This window comes from Ruegeria sp. CDSA221, assembly GCF_059611825.1.
Map to the genome: position 1 here is coordinate 170,504 of NZ_JBXWPK010000007.1, position 18,741 is coordinate 189,244.

Genomic DNA, 18,741 nt, shown 5'->3' on the forward strand with positions numbered 1-18,741 from the left:
AACTGGCACCATTTTGCAAGCCGGGCCACTGCCCGAGCGCTGGCGCGCTCAGTTGGTACAGCGTTTCTCGGCGTCGTCTAAAGCGGCTGTGAAGCCCAGCAATGAGAAAGTATCTTTGGTCTGAGTGCCGCGCTCGGACCGGGCGGTCAGCACTGCTTCGGTACCGCTTTTCATGGCAGCGATTACTTTTTGGTCATCACCCTCTGACGCGGGCCAGGCCCATTCGCCTTCGGTGCTGAATTCGAAGCTGTTTCCGTCGATGGATACAGATACGGTCGATCCCGCGGCAAACGGATAGCCCCCGGTGAATGAGACGCGCCCCTTCACATCGGGATCAGGTCTGAACACGACAAACAGCAGGATGTCGCTGCGCCTCACCGAAACAACGCGCCCGCCGCGCGTGTTGACGGTTTCATCCGGCGTTGCAACGCTCCAGCATTCGGTTGGGTCCTCTTCCACAAACACACTCCAGTCGGTGTTTACGGATACTCTATTGGTGCTGTCTGCCTGCTGAGCGGTTGCAGCCGTTGTCATCCCTGCCACGCACAGGCCCGCGATTACGCGGACGAGCTTTGATCCCATCTGTCCAGCCTCCTAGCTCGACCTAATACCTCATACCCACCGGAATGGCTCGCGAACCCTGACGGTTCGTCTGTAAGTTGCGTCTTCCGGTGATTGCCGACATACACACACTATCGCAAGTTTCGCCATAGGCGAAAGGGCGGTTGGCAGTTTTTTGCGCATGTTTAGGAGGGTCCCGATGACGCAGCCTGTAGCAATGACCGAACTATGGCGGGGGCCTTTACTGGAAAGTCTGCATCTGGGACATGCGGTTATCTGTGATGACACGGGGCAAATCGTGCGCAGCTGGGGCGACCCGGAGGCGATAATCTACCCCCGGTCTTCGGCCAAGATGATACAGGCCCTGCCGTTGATTACATCGGGGGCGGCCGCGAAATACGGGCTGAACAGCGAGCATCTGGCATTGGCCTGTGCCTCGCATAACGGCGCGCATATTCACACAGACAGGGTAACGTCCTGGCTGGACCATCTGGGCCTGGCAGAACCCGATTTGCGCTGTGGGCCGCAAGAGCCTCAGGATATGGCGGCGCGCGACGGGCTGATACTTGCCGACGACACGCCCTGTCAGATCCACAACAACTGCTCGGGCAAACATTGCGGGTTTTTGACGGTAGCACAGCATATGGGCGCCGGGCCGGAATATCTTGAAATCGACCACCCGGTTCAACAGGCCTGTTTGTCCGCGCTGGAAGAAACCACCGGCGAAACCAGCCCTGGCTATGGCATCGATGGCTGTTCCGCCCCGAACTTTGCCACCTCGCTGGTAGGGATGGCACGGTCGATGGCGTGGTTTGCCTCGGCGGCGGACCGGTCGGACCGGGCCAGCGATGCGGCACAACACCTGACCGCGGCGATGATCAAACATCCCGAGCTGGTGGCCGGAGAGACGCGCGCCTGTACCGAGCTGATGCGCGCCATGAACGGGCGCGCCGCGATCAAGACCGGGGCCGAGGCCGTATTCATCGCCATCATCCCTGAAAAACGCATGGGCGTCGCGCTGAAGATCACCGATGGCGCTACCCGTGCCAGCGAATGCGCCATTGCTGCCATTCTGGTCAGCCTCGGCATACTGGAGGCCGATCACCCGGCCACCCGCACCTTTATGAACGCCACGCAATACAGCCGTCGCGGGCTGGAATGTGGCGTGATCCGACCCGCGCCGGGATTCCCCGGCTAGGGCGGCTACATCTCAATCTCGTGAATCTCGGCCACCTCGACCGAGCCTGACCCGTTCACGACCATGGGGCATCCTTTGGCCATTTCATTGGCGGCGTCGATGCTGTCGGCCTTGATCACGGTAAAGCCGGATACCGGGTTGGCACCGCCATTGTCGACCACACCGCCCGAGCTGACGGTATAGGACTGGCCCACCGGGTTGCCGGGTATTTCTAGTGACGGACCCATATTCTGAAACCACGCGCCCCAAGCGGCCATGGTTGCCTCGACTTCGGCCGGGTCCGATGGCGTGGTCCCGCCGTGATAGACAAACAGAAACTGTGGCATTTCTTTCCTCCCAGATGAAAACTTATTGCACCAGACCGGCCAGCTTGTTCAGCGTCGAGGTCCAGCCTTTCTCGTGGTTTGCGGCGATCTCGTCATCGCCCAGGTCGCGGTGATCGACCACCAGCCGAGCGCCGCCGCCTGCGGCTTCGATCCGCAGCGTTACATGGCTTTCGGCCCCGCGCTGATCCTGATCGTCATGCCAGCCCCAGGTGAAGCCAACGGAATTGGGCGGGTCGACATGGGTCACATGACCCGAGACCTTGAACCGCTGGCCCTCGCCATTCTGCATCACCGAATACCACGGACCAACGCGCGAAAAATCGAGAGTATGTTCGGGCACGTGCACCCCTTCGGGGCCCCACCATTGCAACAGCCGTTCTGCGACACTGATCCACGCAAACAGATCCTCTGGCGGTATCGGGAACGTGCGCTCCAGCTTTAGATCGGCCATGAGGTATCCCTTTCAATAGCATCGCCCAGACGATCCAGACTGCTTTCCCAGAATTGTCGTTTCGAAATGGTCCACTCCGCGATTGCGCGCAGACCTTCGGGGCGGATCGAATACATCCGCTGGGTGCCCTGCACCCGTTGCCGAACCAGCCCGGCCTCACGCAAAACCTTCAGGTGGCGCGAGACCGCAGCACCCGACATGCCGCGCCCTTCGATCAGGTCGCCCGCGGGCTGCTCTCCGTCCTGCATCAACTGTTCAACGATGGAAAACCGCGTGGCGTCGGACAAGGCGGAGAATGTGGTCAAAAGCGTACTCATGACCACTGTTTAACGTTTTTGTTAAATAAAGGGAAGCCCCGGCAATCAGGCTTGGGCAAATTCCTGCCGCGCATAGCCCTGCAGATACAAAAGCGCGGTCAAATCGCCATGGTTGACCCGCACTTCGCATTGTTCCGCGACCGAAGGCTTTGCATGCAGCGCAACCCCAGTTCCGGCCCGGCCCAACATACCCAGATCATTTGCCCCGTCACCCACAGCGATCACATCGTTTTCGGACAGGCCCAGACGCTTGGTAATCTGTTCCAGCGCGTCGACTTTGGCCTGTCGTCCCAAAATCGGTCGCTGCACATCGCCGGTCAGCTTGCCGTTTTCGGCCAGCAGAGTGTTGGCACGGTTTTCATCAAACCCCAATTCACTGCCCACCTTGGCAGTAAACGCCGTGAACCCGCCCGAGACCAGCGCCGCATAGCCGCCATTGGCGCGCATCGTCGCGACCAGCACCTTGCCGCCGGGCATCAGGGTGATGCGTTCGGCCAGAACCTTGCCGATCACAGCCTCATCCAACCCTTTCAGCAACCCGACCCGTTCGGTCAGCGCGCCTTCGAAATCCAATTCGCCATTCATAGCGCGGGCTGTGATGTCCTTGACGCGGTCGCCGACACCAGCCTCATCCGCCAATTCGTCGATGCATTCCTGCTGGATCATGGTGCTGTCCATATCCGCCAACAGCATCTTTTTGCGCCGCCCTTCGGCGGGCTGCACGATCAGGTCCACACCCATCTGCTGCAACTCAGCCCAGACATCCCATTGATTGCCCGGAAGGTCCTGCAGCGCGAACTCTGCCGCCTCATCCGGGCTGAGCCAGATGATCTCGGCCCCGCCCCAGGCATTCCGCAGCGAGTCGACCAGCGCCAAATCCAGCGTTCGCGTTTCGGGATTGGTCAACAGGGTGGCAACAAACATAATCTATCTCCGGCGAATTCACCTGCGATTAACGCAGATAGCCCCCGATCGCCAGAAGACAGTTTGTCCGCAGCAACCTCTGGCACATCATGCAGACAGAACGGCGACCGATTGCGCCATTCAGGGCTTTACCAGCACGCCATTCCAAGACAGATTCGCCGGGACTGGACAGAAAGGACCTTGGTAGATGGGCAACCCGCTTTACGATCGTTTGTTTGGCATACACGCAGGCAAAGAGACGCCTTTCCTGCATCTGCCCAACGGTCAGGTGCTGACCCATTCTGATTTCTTGGACATGGCCTCTCGGTTGGCCAATACCCTAATCGGCTTTGAGCTCGAACCCGGACAACGCGTTGCGGTTCAGGTGGAAAAGTCGCCCGAAGCGCTTGCGCTGTTTGCTGCTTGTGTGCAGACCGGTCTGGTTTTTCTGCCACTCAACACTGCCTATACGGTCAGCGAACTGAGCTATTTCATCGAAAACAGCGGCGCTGCGCTGGTGGTCTGCGATGATGTAAATAAGGCTGGTCTGGCACCCGTCGCCGCCGCCCAGAAGGCACGGCTTGAAACGCTAAACGCTGATGGATCCGGCAGCCTGATGCGGCGTGCTCTGGGTATGCTGCCTGCTTTCGAGCCGGTCAACCGCACCGAGGATGATCTGGCCGCCTTCCTGTACACGTCCGGCACGACCGGCCGATCCAAGGGCGCGATGTTGTCACAGGCCAATCTACTGTCGAATGCCGAAACATTGGTACGGGAATGGCGGTTTACCGACGATGACGTGTTGCTGCATGCTCTGCCAATCTTTCACACTCATGGGCTGTTCGTGGCAACCAACGTGGTACTGGCTTCGGGCGGGTCGATGATCTTTCTGCCGAAATTCGATCTGGATGAGGTACTGCGGCATTTGCCTGATGCAACCGCGATGATGGGGGTTCCGACCTTCTACACCCGTCTGTTGGATGACGACCGGTTCACCGGCGATCTGCCACGTCATATGCGGCTGTTCATCTCGGGCTCGGCCCCAATGCTGGCCGAAACGCATCAGCAGTTTGAAGCCCGCACCGGGCACCGCATTCTTGAACGCTACGGTATGACCGAGACCAACATGAACACCTCGAACCCCTATGACGGTGAACGCCGCGCCGGATCCGTGGGGTTCCCCTTGCCGGGCGTTGAGCTCAAAGTGACCGACTCTGAGACGGGTGAGACCTTGCCACAGGGCGAAATCGGCATGATCGAAGTGCGTGGCCCCAACGTCTTTGAGGGCTATTGGGAAATGCCCGAGAAGACCGCAGCAGAGTTGCGCGAGGACGGGTTCTTTATCACCGGCGACCTTGGACGTGTGGACGCGGACGGCTATGTCCATATCGTCGGACGCGGCAAGGACCTGATCATCTCGGGCGGGTACAACATCTATCCCAAAGAGGTCGAACTGGTGCTGGACGACCAGCTCGGTGTTCTGGAAAGCGCAGTTATCGGCGTGCCCCATCCGGATTTCGGCGAAACCGTGTTGGGCCTGTTGGTAGCCGAACCAAACAAGTCGCCCGACCTCGAGGCCATCATGGCAAGCGCACAGACCCAACTGGCGCGATTCAAACATCCCCGCAAGCTGATAGTGCTGAACGAATTGCCGCGCAATACGATGGGCAAAGTGCAAAAAAACGCGCTACGCGAAGCTTACAAAGACCTGTTTACCGAAGACTAGGTCTCAGCGGCGCGCGCCCCTGTGCGGTCAGCAACCAGCAATCACGGCCCTCGAACACGGCAGTGGCCAACGGATGACCATAGCCCGCGCCCGCATCCAAATTGATCCGATTGCCGCAATGTTCCGCCGCATCCACAGGGGTGTGACCATGCACGATCAGCCAGGGGTGCGGGCCAGATTCAACCAAAAATTCCTGCCGTATCCAAACCAGGTCATCTTCGGATTGCTGCGACAGTGGAAGACCGGGCCTGATGCCAGCGTGGACGAACAGCAGCTCATCCTCTTGATGGTAAACTGGCAAAGCGTTGATGAAATCCAGATGTGCTGGCGGTACGGCGGCACAGGCCCGTTCATGGACCTGATAGATGCGGTCATTGTCCGTGACTTCAACCCCATAGGAGGCCAGCGTTTCCCGACCACCCAGCCGTGGGTTCAGCCAGTTCAGCGTGACGGGCAGTTGCTTATCTGCAATCTCTCGCTCTTGCACGAAGCGAGTCATCATGCGGTCGTGGTTACCCTTGACCATGACCCAGTTGCGCCCCGCCTTTTGGCCTTCGATCAGCAGGTCCAGTACGGCGCGGCTGTCCGGGCCCCGGTCGACATAGTCACCCAGAAACACGATCTTTGCATCTGGCCCGCCATCGGCCTCGATCCGCGACAGCGCAACCTGCAGCATGCCGAGCTGGCCGTGGATGTCACCGATTGCATAAATTGGCGAGGACATGGAAAACCCTAAATCAACAGGAACACCCTGCTTGTGACGCGTCTTGGCGGCCGGGAAAAGAAAATACCCACGCCTTGGAAGACGCGGGTATGAAGTGTCTCAGATATTCAACACCACCTCAGGCAACGTCGAACTCCAGCGGTTTGATTTGCGTGAACAGGCCGGTTTCGGCCAGCTTTGCCCGCGCCTCGGCTGGTACGGGTTCATCAACATAAAGCAAGGCGATCGCCTCCCCCCCTGCCTCGGCGCGTCCGAGGGTAAAGTTCGCGATATTGACGCTGTGCTCACCCATGGCCTGACCTAACGCACCGATGATACCCGGCACATCTTCGTTCGTGGTATAGAGCATGTGCGCGCCCACCTCGGCGTCGATATTGATGCCTTTGATCTGAATGAAGCGCGGCTTGCCATCGCTGAACACGGTTCCGCCGATCGAACGCTCGCGTTTCTCGGTCACGACGGTCACCTTGATATAGCCCTCGAAGGCGCCAGACTTGTCCTGATTGGTGGTCGAAATCTGAATACCACGTTCCTTGGCCACAACCGGAGCCGACACCATGTTCACCTCGGGATTGAACTTTTTCATGATCCCGGCGACGGCCGAACAGTTCAGAGCGGCAAGGTTCATTTCCGACGCAACACCATCATAGAGGATGTTGATCGCCTTGATCGGCTCATCCGTCATCTGACCGATGAAACCGCCCAGATGCCCGGCCAGTTTGATCCAAGGCCCCATGACCTTGGCCTCTTCCGCCGTCACGCTGGGCATGTTCAGCGCGTTTTCCACCGCGCCGGTCAGCAGGTAGTTCGAGATTTGCTCGGCCACCTGCAATGCTACATTTTCCTGCGCCTCGGTCGTTGCGGCCCCCAGATGCGGCGTGCAGACGACGTTGGGCAGGTTGAACAGCGCGTTTTCCTTGGCAGGTTCCTCGCTGAACACGTCAAAGGCGGCCCCGGCGACATGGCCGGATTGCAACATCTCGGCCAGCGCCTCTTCGTCGACCAGACCACCACGGGCACAGTTGACGATCCGCACGCCCGGTTTGGTCTTGGCCAGATTTTCGCGGCTGAGGATGTTGCGAGTCTGATCGGTCAGCGGCACATGCAAGGTGATAAAATCGGCACGCGACAGCAGCTCATCCAGTTCAACTTTTTCAACACCCATCTTGGCGGCTTTCTCTTCGCCCAGATAGGGATCATAGGCGACAACCTTCATTTTCAGGCCCAGGGCGCGTTCGCAGACGATCCCGCCGATATTGCCCGCACCAATGACGCCCAAGGTCTTGTTGGTCAGCTCGATTCCCATGAACTTGGACTTTTCCCATTTGCCCGCATGGGTCGAAGTACTGGCCTCGGGGATCTGCCGCGCCACGGCGAACATCATCGCAATCGCGTGCTCGGCTGTGGTGATCATGTTGCCAAAGGGCGTGTTCATCACGATGACGCCCTTCTTGCTGGCGGCATCCTTGTCGACATTGTCGGTGCCGATGCCGGCGCGACCTATGACTTTCAGCTTGTCCGCATGTTCCAGCAAAGTCGGCGTAACCTTGGTGGCCGAGCGGATGGCAAGGCCGTCATATTGGCCAATCACTTCGGCCAGTTTATCTTTGTCCTTGCCCAGATCGGGCATGAAATCCACGTCGATGCCGCGGTCGCGGAAAATCTGAACAGCGGTTTCACTGAGTTTGTCAGAAACGAGTACTTTGGGAGCCATGTCTGTGGTCCTTGAATGTAATGAGATGTCCGGGCCTGAGGCGGCCCGGTGAAGATTGGGAAAGATCAGGCGGCTTCAGTTTGTGCTGCGAGCTCAGCCTCGAAGGCCCAGGCTAGCCAGGGCAACATCGCTTCGATATCCGAAGTTTCGACTGTGCCGCCGCACCAGATACGCAGACCCGCAGGTGCGTCGCGATAAGCCCCGATATCCAACGCAATATTCTCGGCCTCCAACCGCTTTGCAACGGCCTTGGCAAAGGCTGCGCCGTCCCGGATGCGCGCATCGGTGAATTTCAGACAGACAGACGTATTCGACTGCGTCGCCGGGTCGTCAGCCAGGTTAGCGATCCAGTCATTCTGCTCGCAGAACGCATGCACCGCACCGGCATTCGCATCGGCCCGGCCAATCAATCCCTGCAGACCACCAACCGAGCGCGCCCAGTCCAATGCAAACAGATAGTCCTCAACCGCCAGCATCGACGGGGTGTTGATCGTAGCGCCAGTAAAGATACCATCGATCAGCTTACCGCCCTTGGTCAGGCGGAAAATCTTGGGCAATGGCCATGCGGGGGTATAGCTTTCAAGCCGCTCCACAGCGCGCGGGGAAAGGATCAGCATCCCATGTGCCGCCTCTCCGCCCAGAACTTTCTGCCAGCTAAACGTGGTCACATCCAACTTGTCCCACGGTAGGTCCATCGCGAAGGCCGCCGAAGTCGCATCGCAGATCGTCAAACCCTGACGGTCATCCGCAATCCAGTCACCGTTTGGCACCCGCACGCCCGAAGTCGTGCCGTTCCATGTAAAGACCACGTCATGGAAGAAGTCGACCGAGGCCAGATCGATGATCTGCCCATAATCGGCTGTTTTCACTTCGGCGTCGATTTTTAGCTGCTTGACCACATCCGTGATCCATCCCGCGCCAAAGCTTTCCCAGGCCAGCATCTCGACCTTGCGTTCACCCAACAGCGACCACAGCGCCATCTCAACCGCGCCGGTGTCAGACGCGGGAACGATGCCGATCTTGTAATCTGCTGGAATGCCCAGCACTTCACGCGTACCTTCGATGGCCGCTTTCAGCTTGTCCTTGCCAACAGCAGCGCGATGCGAACGGCCAAGCGCTGCGTCAGCCAGTTTGGTCAGGTCAAATGTGGGGGGTTTGGCGCAGGGCCCCGAGGAAAAGCGCGGATTTGCCGGCCGCGTTTCAGGTTTGCGCACGGCGTCATTCGATGCCGGTTGTTCGATAGTCATGTGTATTACCCTTCCAGATACACGCCCCTCGTTGGGGAGGGGTGTCCCACGGACAGGGCTAGGGTGCAGACGCAGCATCAACAAGCGAAAAAGACCCATTAGAAATCAAAAACGACAGGTTTTTATGCGCAAGTTGGGGGAGCGCGTTTCCGATAGGCGCAATTTCGTCACCGGCTCAGCGCATCGTCCTAGTTGCCTATCAGGTCAACCGAACGGCTTCACCTGTTGCCAGCGCCTGTTGTGCCGCCAACCCCATACGAACGGCCCACAGACCATCCTGCAGCGTCACATCCGGCGCGGCGCGCTCGCCTCGAACAAGCGCAAGGAACCCCTGATGCTGGTAATAGGTCGAGCCATTGTGATCCCCGGCGGCCAGCAAGCGCGGGTCAACGGGGATGTCTTGTGACACCGGCCCTTTTGGATTACGCGGGCTGACAATCACCTGCGGCACCGGCGGGTCACCCAGATGATCGGGCCAAAAGCGCCCCGGCCCCGGCACCAGCGCCTCGATCTTGGCCTGCGGTCCTGTGGCCGAGATTTCCTCTTGGTACCGCGATCCTTCGGCGAACATGCACAGTTCCAGCATCGCCCGCGTGCCGTTGGCGAAATCAACCAGAACATAACCGTGATCCAGAATATCCGGCGTTTCCCCATCATAGATTTCGTCCAGATGGTTTACCACCTGCCCTCCGCTGGCGGTGATCCGCACCGGATCGGACCCAAGGATCAGCCGCATCAGGTCGAAGAAATGGCAGCATTTCTCGACAAATGTGCCGCCGGTATTGCGGTTGAACCGGTTCCAGTTGCCGACCTTTTCCAGAAAGGGAAATCGATGTTCCCGGATCGTCAGCATCTGCACCCCGCCGGTGGATTGGAGCCCTTTGATCAAAGCGGCAATCGGAGGCATATAGCGATATTCCATCGCCACCCAGATTGGATGGGGATAGTCACGCTGCACCGTTTCCAGCCGCGCTGCATCCTGCGGATCGGTAAAAAGCGGCTTTTCCACCAACAGGGGCAGTGGGCGCATCGCCGCGATGTCGCAGATTTGATCTACATGCAGGTGGTTCGGGCTGGCGATAACCAGGCAATCCAGATCCTCGATCGCCAAAAGATCCGCCACTGATCCCACCATCTCGGCCTCCGGTGCAATCTCTTGCGCGGCGCGGGCCATCTGCGGGTCGGGCTCATAGATCGCCGCCACCCGCGTGCCATCCAGCAGAGCGATATTGTGCAGGTGCTCCTGCCCCATCATGCCGCATCCGATCAGCCCGTAATTGATGGTCCGGGTCATGCGCGTTTCCTTTTACTTCAAGCGTTGAACATATGTGGCCCGATCCGGATCGAACCAAGTTTTAGAGAATTCGACGGGTTCGGCCTGTTCTGACCAGCTGAACCGCTCGATATACCCGACCGTCTGCCCAACGGGCTTGGTGAAGCCCGTCGGTGTCCAATCGGGCAGCACCGCGATTGAAACCCTGTCTTCGGCCCGCGTGATCCAGAACCCCAACTGCTGCTGATAATAGCGATACAACGAGTCCGACAGCAGGTCGCCGTCGATCAAACCCACTGATTCGTCGAGCCATATCTCTTCGACCGCGATGATTGTGTCATTCAAATAGCGCATCCGGCGCACGCGCGACCCCGTGGCCGCGGCTCCGAAACCGGGTAGATTGGCAGGCTTTTCCAGATGATCGACCGACAGGATATCCGCGCTTGGCAAACCGCCCCCTTCGGGCAGCTCAAGCCGAAACATCGCATAGACGCTGTTTTGCGTTCCGGTCTCACGGATGTAATTGCCCGAGCCCTGAATGCGTTCCAACATCCCTTTTTTCTCAAGCTCGGACAGCGATTTTCGCAGGGTTCCGACCGAGACATTCAGGTCCGCCGCCATGTCCCGTTCCGGCGGCAGGCGCTCACCGTCAATCAGACGGCCGGCCGCAATATCGCGGATCAGCAGTTCTGCAATCTGAACATATATCGGCAGGGCATTGGGGTTTCGGCTTGAGGGGGGCACGTCGGGGCGCTTCGATTGGTCACAGGAAAAATTGATACACTATTGATCTACATCAATGTGATTGCTACGCAAGAGAAAAAGCAAATCCATTGCGGAGACCGACTCAGATGACGATCGTCCCAATCACCTCCCCCGATCTGAACGCGGCCGAGGTCTCGTGGTTTTCGGCTCTGTGTTCGGATGACTATCAGTTTCTGGGGATGCCCGATGGCGATCTGCGGTCCAGCTGGGACCACTGTTCCGCCATCGTGAAAGAGGCCGAGGCACAGGGGTTTCGCAACATCCTGTGCCCGTCATCCTATCAGGTCGGTCAGGACACACTTAGCTTTGTTGCTGGATGCGCACCGATCACCGACAAGATCAACCTGCTGGCCGCGGTGCGTTGCGGTGAAATGCAGCCCATCATGCTGGCCCGCACCATCGCGACGCTGGATCACATGTTGCAGGGGCGCTTGACAGTCAACATCATCTCGTCCGATTTCCCTGGTGAAAAGGCAGACAGCGCGTTCCGTTATCAACGCTCGCGCGAAGTCGTCGAAATCCTGAAACAGGCTTGGACGCGGGATGAGATCAACCATGCGGGCGAGGTCTATAATTTCTCGGGCCTGACCACCGACCCAGCCAAGCCCTATCAGACCGGCGGACCGCTGTTGTATTTCGGCGGCTATTCCCCATCTGCGCTCGAACTGTGCGGAGAGCATTGCGATGTCTACCTGATGTGGCCAGAAACCAAGGATCAACTGGCCGGGCGGATGCAGGCGGTTCATGCGGTAGCCGAGAATTACAACCGGACACTGGATTACGGCTTGCGCGTTCACATGATCGTTCGCGACACCGAGGCCGAAGCGCAAGAATACGCGGATTACATCGTATCCAAGCTGGACGACGAATACGGTCGCGCCATCCGCGAACGGGCGCTGGATTCCACCTCGCTGGGTGTGGCGCATCAGGCCAAAAACCGCGATTTGGCGGATGAATACGGCTATGTCGAGCCAGGTCTTTGGACCGGCGTTGGCCGGGCACGGTCCGGCTGTGGCGCGGCGCTGGTTGGGTCAACCGATCAGGTCATGTCCAAGATTGAAGACTATCAAAAGATGGGCATCCGCGCCTTCATCTTCTCGGGCTATCCACATCTGGACGAGGCCCGCCATTTCGGTGCCCGCGTGATGCCCAACCTGAAAACCTGCTCGCTGCCCGAGGAATACGGACGCGTGCCCAAAACCACCCCGGCCACCCCGCTGGGCAACGGAGTTCGCCGCTAATGCAACGTGTAAAGCTTTCAGACACGCTGGAAATGAGCCGTCTGGTATACGGCATGTGGCGCTTGGGTGATGATAGTGACACCTCGGCGGATCATGTCGAAGCCAAGATACAAGCCTGTCTGGATCAGGGCATCACCACATTCGATCAGGCCGACATCTATGGCGGTTACGCAGCCGAGGCGGTTTTGGGCAACGCCCTGCGCGCCAACCCGGCGTTGCGCGCGCGGATGGAGATCGTCACCAAATGCGGCATCGTTGCGCCGATGGGCCGATACGCAGACGCCATGGTCAAATATTATGACACATCGCGCGCGCATATCCTGAAATCGGTTGAAACCTCGCTGACCGAGATGGCAATCGACCATGTCGACCTGCTACTGATCCACCGCCCTGATCCCTTCATGGACCACCATGAGACCGGCGCAGCGCTGGACGAGGTCGTGGCCAGCGGCAAGGTCGGCGCTGTTGGTGTGTCGAATTTCCGCCCGTGGGATTGGACCCTGCTGCAATCAGCGATGAAGACCCAACTGGTTACCAACCAGATCGAAGTATCGCTGGGCGAAATCCGCCCCTTCACCAATGGCGATCTGGCGTTTCATCAACAGCATGGGCAGCCGGTGATGGCATGGTCGCCGCTGGGCGGTGGGCTGCTGATGGCCGGGAACCCTCCGGTCGGCGTGGTCGCGGATGAGATCGCCGAAGAATTCGGAGTGGACCGGGCGGCCGTCGCCGTGGCCTTCCTTCTGGCCCATCCCGCAGGCATCCTGCCGGTGATGGGCACCAACAATCTGGGCCGGATCAGACAGATCTCGGACGCTTTGAAAGTCAATCTGGATCGCGAGAGCTGGTACCGCCTCTATGAGGCGGCGCTGGGCCATGAGGTACCATGATGAATGCAATGTCAAAGGACATGAACCATACGTTCATCCCGCATAAGGATGATACACGAACCCTGCGCGACGCCTTTGGCCGCTTTGCCACCGGCGTGACCATCGTCACCTGCAACAGCACCGACGGCCCGGTCTGCATCACCGCCAACAGCTTTTCGTCCCTGTCGCTGGACCCGCCGCTGATCATGTGGGCCGGCGACCGCAACTCGCGCCGCTTCCCCTATTTCCACAAGGCACGCCATTTCAGCGTTCATGTGCTGTCGTCTGAGCAGGCCGAGCTGTGCTTTGGCTGCTCGAAAGACGCCTTTGCCCTGAAGGACATCGCCCATGGGCATTGCTCGAACGGCACGCCTTTGCTGCCGGATTGTCTGGCGCGGTTTGAATGTGAACAACACGCCTATCACGATGCAGGCGATCATGTGATCGTGGTGGGCAAAGTCCTGAAGGCCAGCATAAGCGATGGAGACGCGCTGACCTTCTATGCCGGAAAACTCGGCCAATTCGCGCAGACCTAAGCGCGCTCTGACGACTGCGGGACAAACCCGCGGCTGACATAGGGAGGAAACGCATGGGCGGACTGGCAACGATGCTGGCGCCGATTGCATTCGTGAACGAAACCGTGCTGCGATTGGGCCGCGCGGTTGGCGTCGTTGCGATTGCATTCATGGTGACCGCAATCCTGATTCAGGTATTCTTCCGATATGTGCTGGGCAACGCACTGCCCTGGCCGGATGAGGCCGCCCGGTTCTGCATGCTCTGGATGACGGGTCTGATGGCCCCGACCGCATTTCGCCGCGGCGGGTTCGTGGCCATCGACATGGTGCCCCTGATGCTTCCGCGCGTATTGGGACAGATTTTGATGCTCGCGCTGCTGTTCGTGTCACTGGCGGTGCTGCTGGTGGCGGTTAAGATCGGCTGGTCCGAAGTGACCGGGTTCGGGGGCAAATTCGCAACCGCCGCCTTGTATATTCCCACCTCATTTGGCTTTGACGAATGGTACCGCGTCCCGCGCAGCTGGATGATGGCCTCGCTGCTGGTGGGAGTGGCCCTTCTGATCGTAGTAAATGTCGAGCTGATCCTGCGCGCTATTGTCTCGCTATTGGGTGGCGCAGACCTGCTGCCTGAAATTGCCGACGCACCGGTGGGGGCTGAATAGATGTTGATTTGGTTCCTGCCCACCTTCCTTGTCTTTCTGATGATCGGCCTGCCGGTCTTTTTCGCCCTTTTGGCCGCCCCGGGTATCCTGCTGTGGCTGAATGGCCAATCCAATGACATCACCCTGCTGTACCGCAATGTTTATAACGGCATGGACAGCTTTCCCCTGATGGCAATCCCTTTCTTCATGCTGGCCGGAGAGCTAATGAACCGCGGCGGGATAACCATCCGTCTGGTGGAATTCAGCCAAGCCTTGATGGGCCATTTTCGCGGCGGGTTGGCGCATGTGAACGTGCTCAGCTCGATCCTGTTTGCGGGACTTTCTGGCTCTGCCGTGGCGGATACATCAGCGCTGGGTTCAATGCTGATCCCGGCGATGGAGAAGCAGGGCTATACCCGCAAATTTGCCGCGGCAATCACGGCGGCCAGTTCCGTCATAGGCCCGATCATCCCGCCTTCGGGCATTATGATCATCTACGCTTATGTGATGGGCGAAAGCGTTGCGGCGCTGTTTCTGGCCGGGATCGTGCCGGGCGTAATGGTTGGCGTTGGCCTGATGCTGATGATCAAATTCATGGCCGACAAGTATGATTTTCCCGTTGCCAGCCGCAAATACACATGGGGTGAACGGGGTCAGGCCAGCCTAAAGGCGTTCTTTCCACTGCTGACTCCGGTGATCATTCTGGGTGGTATTCTGGGCGGTATCTTTACACCGACCGAAGCCGCAGCGGTGGCCGTCGGCTATGCCTTTCTGATCGGCTTTTTCATCCTGCGCACCCTGACGCTCAAAGAAGTGCCCGAGATCCTCAGCAATGCCGGCCTGACCTCTGCCGTCGTTCTGCTACTGGTGGGGGCGGCGATGGCGTTCAAAACCGTGGTCAGCCTCAGCCATGCGCCAGAACAGCTGGCCTCGCTGATCCTCAGCCTGTCGGAAAACCCGCTGATCCTGCTGTTTCTGATCAACCTGCTCTTGTTCGTTGTCGGCATGTTTCTGGATGCCGGGCCTGCGATCATCATTCTTGGGCCGATCCTGGGACCGATCTTTACCAGTCTCGGCGTCGACCCGATCCACTTTGCCATCATCATGAGCGTCAATTTGACTGTTGGTCTGGCCACACCGCCCATGGGGCTGGTGCTGTTCGTGGCCGCCGCCGTGTCGCGCGAAAAGGTTGAAACCATTGCCAAGGCGATCCTGCCGTTTCTGGCCGTCGAAATCATCGTGATCTTTCTGATCACCTACATCCCCGCATTATCCATGACGATCCCGAGGATAACGGGGTTTGCCAACTAACTGAGTTCCACAGGGAGGAAACGCATGCTCAGAACCTTTATCAAAACCGTAGCGGTGGCCACGTCGCTGGTCGCCGCATCAGCCATCGCGGCCACGGCAGCGGATTATACGCTGCGCGCCACGGCCAACTCGAACGAAAATGACGAGGATTATGACGGTCTGATCGTTTTCAAGAACTATGTCGAAGCCGCTTCGAACGGCGCGATCGAGGTCGAGCTGTTCATCGGTACGCAGCTGTGTTCGAACGGCGCGGAATGCCTGCAGGGTGTGGCCGATGGAACCATCGACATCTATATCTCGACCTCGGGCGGGGCGTCAGGCATCTTTCCCTATGTCCAGGTCCTCGACCTACCCTACCTGATGGCGGATGACCGGATTGCCGAGCACGTTCTATCCGGCGATTTCACCCGCACCATGCGCGACATGGCGCTTGAGGATTCCGGCGGCGCGATCCGTCTGATGACTATCGGCAACACTGGTGGCTGGCGCAACTTTGCCAACACCCAGCGTCGCGTGGCTGAACCAGCTGATATGGAAGGGTTGAAAATCCGCACCGTGGTCGCTGACCTGCCACAAGAGCTGGTTAAAGCCTTGGGTGCATCGCCCACCCCGATCCCGTGGCCGGAACTGTTCACCAGCTTTCAAACCGGTGTGGTTGAAGGCTCCAAGAACGGCATCACCGACATCATGGGCATGAAATTCCCTGATGCAGGCCTGCAATATGTCACCCTGGACGGCCATGCCTATATGGGCGCTCTGTGGTGGATGAATAACGCCAAGTTCCAGGAGATGCCCGAAGACATGCGCCGTGTCGTGGTCGATGGGTTCTATGCGCTGCAGCAGGCCACCTTTGCCTCACCCAAGCGCAAGTCGATCCAGGCCTACGAGGATTTCGTCGCCGGTGGCGGTGATCTGTACGTGCCGACCCCCGAGCAGAAAGCCGCGTTCAAAGAGGCGGCAACCCCGGTCTACGAGTGGTTCCAAACCAACGTCGGTCGTGGTGATGAGGTCTTCACCGCGCTCACCGAAGCCGTTTCAGCGGCCGAGGCAGACGTCAACGCATCGCGTGACGCAGACCTGAACTAAGCCATTTAGGGTCGGGCGTTTGGCCCGACCCTCACCGAAACGGGTACATCCACCCTTTATAGTCGTTGACCAGAACATGGGCTCTTTCAATCTGCTCCGGCGACATTTTCTTGACCACTTCCTCAAGGCTGATTGCCGCGTCGGGATCGCCGCCAATGGCGCTGAGCGTGTACCACATGTAAGCCCGCACAAGATCGGGCGCAGGCATGCCCAGACCCAGTTCGTAATACCAGCCGATCCCCGATTGTGCGCCCGGATGCCCCTTCATCGATGCGCGCAGATACCATTCAAAGGCCCGTTCATAATCCTGCTCGACTCCAAGACCCAACCCGTACATCACGCCGATCAATTCCTCGGCCTCGGCATTGCCGGATCGGGCGGCGGGCAGCAGTTCCTCGCGCGCGGCCTCGAACGCGCCGGCCTCCATCATGTCACGCGCCTGTTCCAGCTCGGCCAGCGCAGGGGTCGCAAGCATACACAGGGCAAATATAATCTGGCGCATGGGATTGCTTTCCTTTTCGCCGGCGCAGCCGCAGCGCAAGAGCTGCCACGCCCGCTGACCGATGATGATTTCCTGTCCTTTGATATGGAACAGGCCGCCATCGGTCATCAACTGTTTTACGATCCAATCCTGTCGGGCAATCAAAACATCGCCTGCGCCCATTGCCACCATCCCGATTTCGGAACATCCGACGGCCTGTCGCTGGGTATTGGCGAAGGCGGTCAGGGGTTAGGCCCCGATCGCACGCCGGGCACTGGGTCCGACAAAATCCGCAAGCGTATTCCCCGAAATTCGCCCGGCCTTTGGAACCTCGGGGCGAAGGACATCCATACTGTTTTCCATGACGGACGACTGAGTATCTCGGATGTCTATGGCAACGGCTTCAACTCTCCGGCGCAGGAATGGTTGCCCGCGGGATTGAATTCTCTGCTGGCCGCGCAGGCGCTGTTCCCGCTGACCTCGCAGTTTGAGATGGCCGGGAATGTTGCCGAAAACCAGGTGACTGGCGCTGTGCATGACCGGATCGACAAGGGCTGGCCGATTCTGGCGAAACGCGTCCGTACCGACCCGCGATACGGCCCCGCCATGACCCGCGCTTTTGATGAGATCGAAACGCCTGAAGACATCACCATCACCCAGATCGCCAATGCTCTGGCCGCTTTCATGGCCATCGAATGGCGCAGCACCGACAGCCCGTTTGATCAATATCTGGCTGGGAACACCGATGCTCTGACAACAACCCAAAAGTCCGGGATGGCCCTGTTCTACGGCAAGGCGCGCTGTGCCACCTGTCACTCTGGCCCGCTATTGTCGGATCAGAAGTTCCACGCGCTGGCCCTTCCGCCCTTTGGCCCCGGTCGCACCCGGCAATGGGACCCCAATGTGCGGGACGTAGGGCGCATGGGCGAAAGCGACCAGCTAGAGGATGCGTATCGCTTTCGCACCCCCATGCTGCGCAATGTCGCCCTGACCGCGCCTTATGGCCATAACGGAGCCTTTCCTGACCTCGACAGCATCATTCGCCATCATCTGAACCCGCAGGACAGCCTTGCGCATTGGACTCCCGAGATGGCCGCCTTGCCCAAAGTCCCGTGGCTGCAACAGGTTGATTTTGCGGTGTGGAACGACCGGTTCGAACTGGCGCGACAGCGTCGTCAGGTCGACATCATCCCGATGGAGCTATCAGACGTCGAGATCAGCGAGTTAGTGGCCTTCCTGAACGCCCTGACGGGCACAAGCGTGGACACGCCGCCATTCGGCGTGCCCAAGGGGTTCGAACCCTGATATCAGCCTCTTACTCTGCGGCTTCTTCGTAAGCGTCCATTGGTGGGCATGTGCAGATGAGGTTTCGGTCACCGTATGCGTTGTCGA

The 18,741-nt window shown here is 59.0% G+C and carries 20 protein-coding genes; 9 read left to right on the forward strand and 11 right to left on the reverse strand.

Annotated features, from left to right (window positions below; genetic code table 11):
• Nucleotides 1–48: 48 nt before the first annotated feature.
• Nucleotides 49–582 (reverse strand): invasion associated locus B family protein, encoded by a 534-nt coding sequence (locus AC2FJ5_RS13060; RefSeq protein WP_142637215.1) that lies wholly within the window; start codon nucleotides 580–582, stop codon nucleotides 49–51.
• A gap of 178 nt (nucleotides 583–760) precedes the next feature.
• On the opposite strand from AC2FJ5_RS13060, the gene AC2FJ5_RS13065 reads away from it, so the two are divergent.
• Nucleotides 761–1,759, forward strand: a complete 999-nt coding sequence (locus AC2FJ5_RS13065) for an asparaginase (RefSeq protein ID WP_496793597.1) — start codon at nucleotides 761–763, stop codon at nucleotides 1,757–1,759.
• Between the two features lie 5 nt (nucleotides 1,760–1,764).
• Here AC2FJ5_RS13065 and AC2FJ5_RS13070 read toward each other — a convergent pair whose 3' ends face one another.
• From AC2FJ5_RS13070 to serB, 4 genes are read right to left on the reverse strand one after another with little or no spacing between them, the layout of a single operon-like run.
• Nucleotides 1,765–2,085, reverse strand: coding sequence for a YciI family protein (locus AC2FJ5_RS13070; protein ID WP_142637219.1), 321 nt, complete (start codon nucleotides 2,083–2,085; stop codon nucleotides 1,765–1,767).
• 22 nt (nucleotides 2,086–2,107) lie between these two features.
• Nucleotides 2,108–2,536: an SRPBCC family protein gene (locus AC2FJ5_RS13075; protein ID WP_271949551.1), complete on the reverse strand. Its 429-nt coding sequence runs from the start codon at nucleotides 2,534–2,536 to the stop codon at nucleotides 2,108–2,110.
• Nucleotides 2,524–2,853, reverse strand: a complete 330-nt coding sequence (locus tag AC2FJ5_RS13080) for an ArsR/SmtB family transcription factor (RefSeq protein WP_496706867.1) — start codon at nucleotides 2,851–2,853, stop codon at nucleotides 2,524–2,526. The genes AC2FJ5_RS13075 and AC2FJ5_RS13080 overlap by 13 nt, the downstream gene beginning before the upstream one ends.
• A 45-nt stretch (nucleotides 2,854–2,898) precedes the next feature.
• Nucleotides 2,899–3,777, reverse strand: a complete 879-nt coding sequence (gene serB / locus AC2FJ5_RS13085; RefSeq protein WP_496793599.1) for a phosphoserine phosphatase SerB — start codon at nucleotides 3,775–3,777, stop codon at nucleotides 2,899–2,901.
• Between the two features lie 187 nt (nucleotides 3,778–3,964).
• Here serB and AC2FJ5_RS13090 point away from each other — a divergent pair, with 187 nt between their 5' ends.
• Nucleotides 3,965–5,482 (forward strand): malonate--CoA ligase, encoded by a 1,518-nt coding sequence (locus AC2FJ5_RS13090; protein WP_496793600.1) that lies wholly within the window; start codon nucleotides 3,965–3,967, stop codon nucleotides 5,480–5,482.
• On the opposite strand, the gene AC2FJ5_RS13095 is transcribed toward AC2FJ5_RS13090, so the two are convergent.
• The 5 genes from AC2FJ5_RS13095 to AC2FJ5_RS13115 form a co-directional block, all read right to left on the reverse strand.
• The gene (locus AC2FJ5_RS13095; protein WP_496793602.1) at nucleotides 5,469–6,206 is read right to left on the reverse strand and encodes a metallophosphoesterase family protein; all 738 of its coding nucleotides are present in this window, start codon (nucleotides 6,204–6,206) and stop codon (nucleotides 5,469–5,471) included. The two genes, AC2FJ5_RS13090 and AC2FJ5_RS13095, sit on opposite strands and share 14 nt — an antisense overlap.
• A 118-nt stretch (nucleotides 6,207–6,324) precedes the next feature.
• Entirely contained in the window at nucleotides 6,325–7,920 is a 1,596-nt protein-coding gene (gene serA / locus AC2FJ5_RS13100; RefSeq protein ID WP_496697508.1) for a phosphoglycerate dehydrogenase, read from the reverse strand.
• Between the two features lie 65 nt (nucleotides 7,921–7,985).
• Complete coding sequence (locus tag AC2FJ5_RS13105) at nucleotides 7,986–9,167, reverse strand: phosphoserine transaminase (protein WP_496793603.1); 1,182 nt, start codon at nucleotides 9,165–9,167, stop codon at nucleotides 7,986–7,988.
• Nucleotides 9,168–9,366: 199 nt separating this feature from the next.
• A complete protein-coding gene (locus AC2FJ5_RS13110) occupies nucleotides 9,367–10,461 on the reverse strand; it encodes a Gfo/Idh/MocA family protein (RefSeq protein ID WP_496793605.1) in 1,095 nt (364 codons plus the stop codon).
• Nucleotides 10,462–10,473: 12 nt separating this feature from the next.
• Nucleotides 10,474–11,184, reverse strand: a complete 711-nt coding sequence (locus AC2FJ5_RS13115; RefSeq protein ID WP_496793607.1) for a GntR family transcriptional regulator — start codon at nucleotides 11,182–11,184, stop codon at nucleotides 10,474–10,476.
• 107 nt (nucleotides 11,185–11,291) lie between these two features.
• Between AC2FJ5_RS13115 and AC2FJ5_RS13120 the strand changes: the two genes are divergently transcribed.
• The 6 genes from AC2FJ5_RS13120 to AC2FJ5_RS13145 are packed head-to-tail and all read left to right on the forward strand — an operon-like array spanning nucleotide 11,292 to nucleotide 16,868.
• Nucleotides 11,292–12,446 carry an LLM class flavin-dependent oxidoreductase gene (locus AC2FJ5_RS13120; protein ID WP_496793608.1) on the forward strand — a complete coding sequence of 385 codons (1,155 nt, stop codon included), beginning with the start codon at nucleotides 11,292–11,294 and terminating at the stop codon, nucleotides 12,444–12,446.
• The gene (locus AC2FJ5_RS13125) at nucleotides 12,446–13,336 is read left to right on the forward strand and encodes an aldo/keto reductase (RefSeq protein WP_496793609.1); all 891 of its coding nucleotides are present in this window, start codon (nucleotides 12,446–12,448) and stop codon (nucleotides 13,334–13,336) included. Before AC2FJ5_RS13120 ends, AC2FJ5_RS13125 begins: the two co-directional genes overlap by 1 nt.
• Nucleotides 13,336–13,851, forward strand: coding sequence for a flavin reductase family protein (locus AC2FJ5_RS13130; protein WP_496703386.1), 516 nt, complete (start codon nucleotides 13,336–13,338; stop codon nucleotides 13,849–13,851). The genes AC2FJ5_RS13125 and AC2FJ5_RS13130 overlap by 1 nt, the downstream gene beginning before the upstream one ends.
• A 53-nt stretch (nucleotides 13,852–13,904) precedes the next feature.
• Nucleotides 13,905–14,492, forward strand: coding sequence for a TRAP transporter small permease (locus tag AC2FJ5_RS13135; protein WP_496689969.1), 588 nt, complete (start codon nucleotides 13,905–13,907; stop codon nucleotides 14,490–14,492).
• A complete protein-coding gene (locus AC2FJ5_RS13140) occupies nucleotides 14,493–15,782 on the forward strand; it encodes a TRAP transporter large permease (RefSeq protein WP_142637247.1) in 1,290 nt (429 codons plus the stop codon).
• Nucleotides 15,783–15,806: 24 nt separating this feature from the next.
• The gene (locus tag AC2FJ5_RS13145) at nucleotides 15,807–16,868 is read left to right on the forward strand and encodes a TRAP transporter substrate-binding protein (RefSeq protein WP_496793611.1); all 1,062 of its coding nucleotides are present in this window, start codon (nucleotides 15,807–15,809) and stop codon (nucleotides 16,866–16,868) included.
• Nucleotides 16,869–16,899: 31 nt separating this feature from the next.
• Here AC2FJ5_RS13145 and AC2FJ5_RS13150 read toward each other — a convergent pair whose 3' ends face one another.
• Nucleotides 16,900–17,370 carry a tetratricopeptide repeat protein gene (locus AC2FJ5_RS13150; protein ID WP_496692579.1) on the reverse strand — a complete coding sequence of 157 codons (471 nt, stop codon included), beginning with the start codon at nucleotides 17,368–17,370 and terminating at the stop codon, nucleotides 16,900–16,902.
• Nucleotides 17,371–17,454: 84 nt separating this feature from the next.
• Here AC2FJ5_RS13150 and AC2FJ5_RS13155 point away from each other — a divergent pair, with 84 nt between their 5' ends.
• Nucleotides 17,455–18,654 (forward strand): cytochrome-c peroxidase, encoded by a 1,200-nt coding sequence (locus AC2FJ5_RS13155; protein WP_496793612.1) that lies wholly within the window; start codon nucleotides 17,455–17,457, stop codon nucleotides 18,652–18,654.
• The last annotated feature ends 87 nt before the right edge of the window (nucleotides 18,655–18,741 follow it).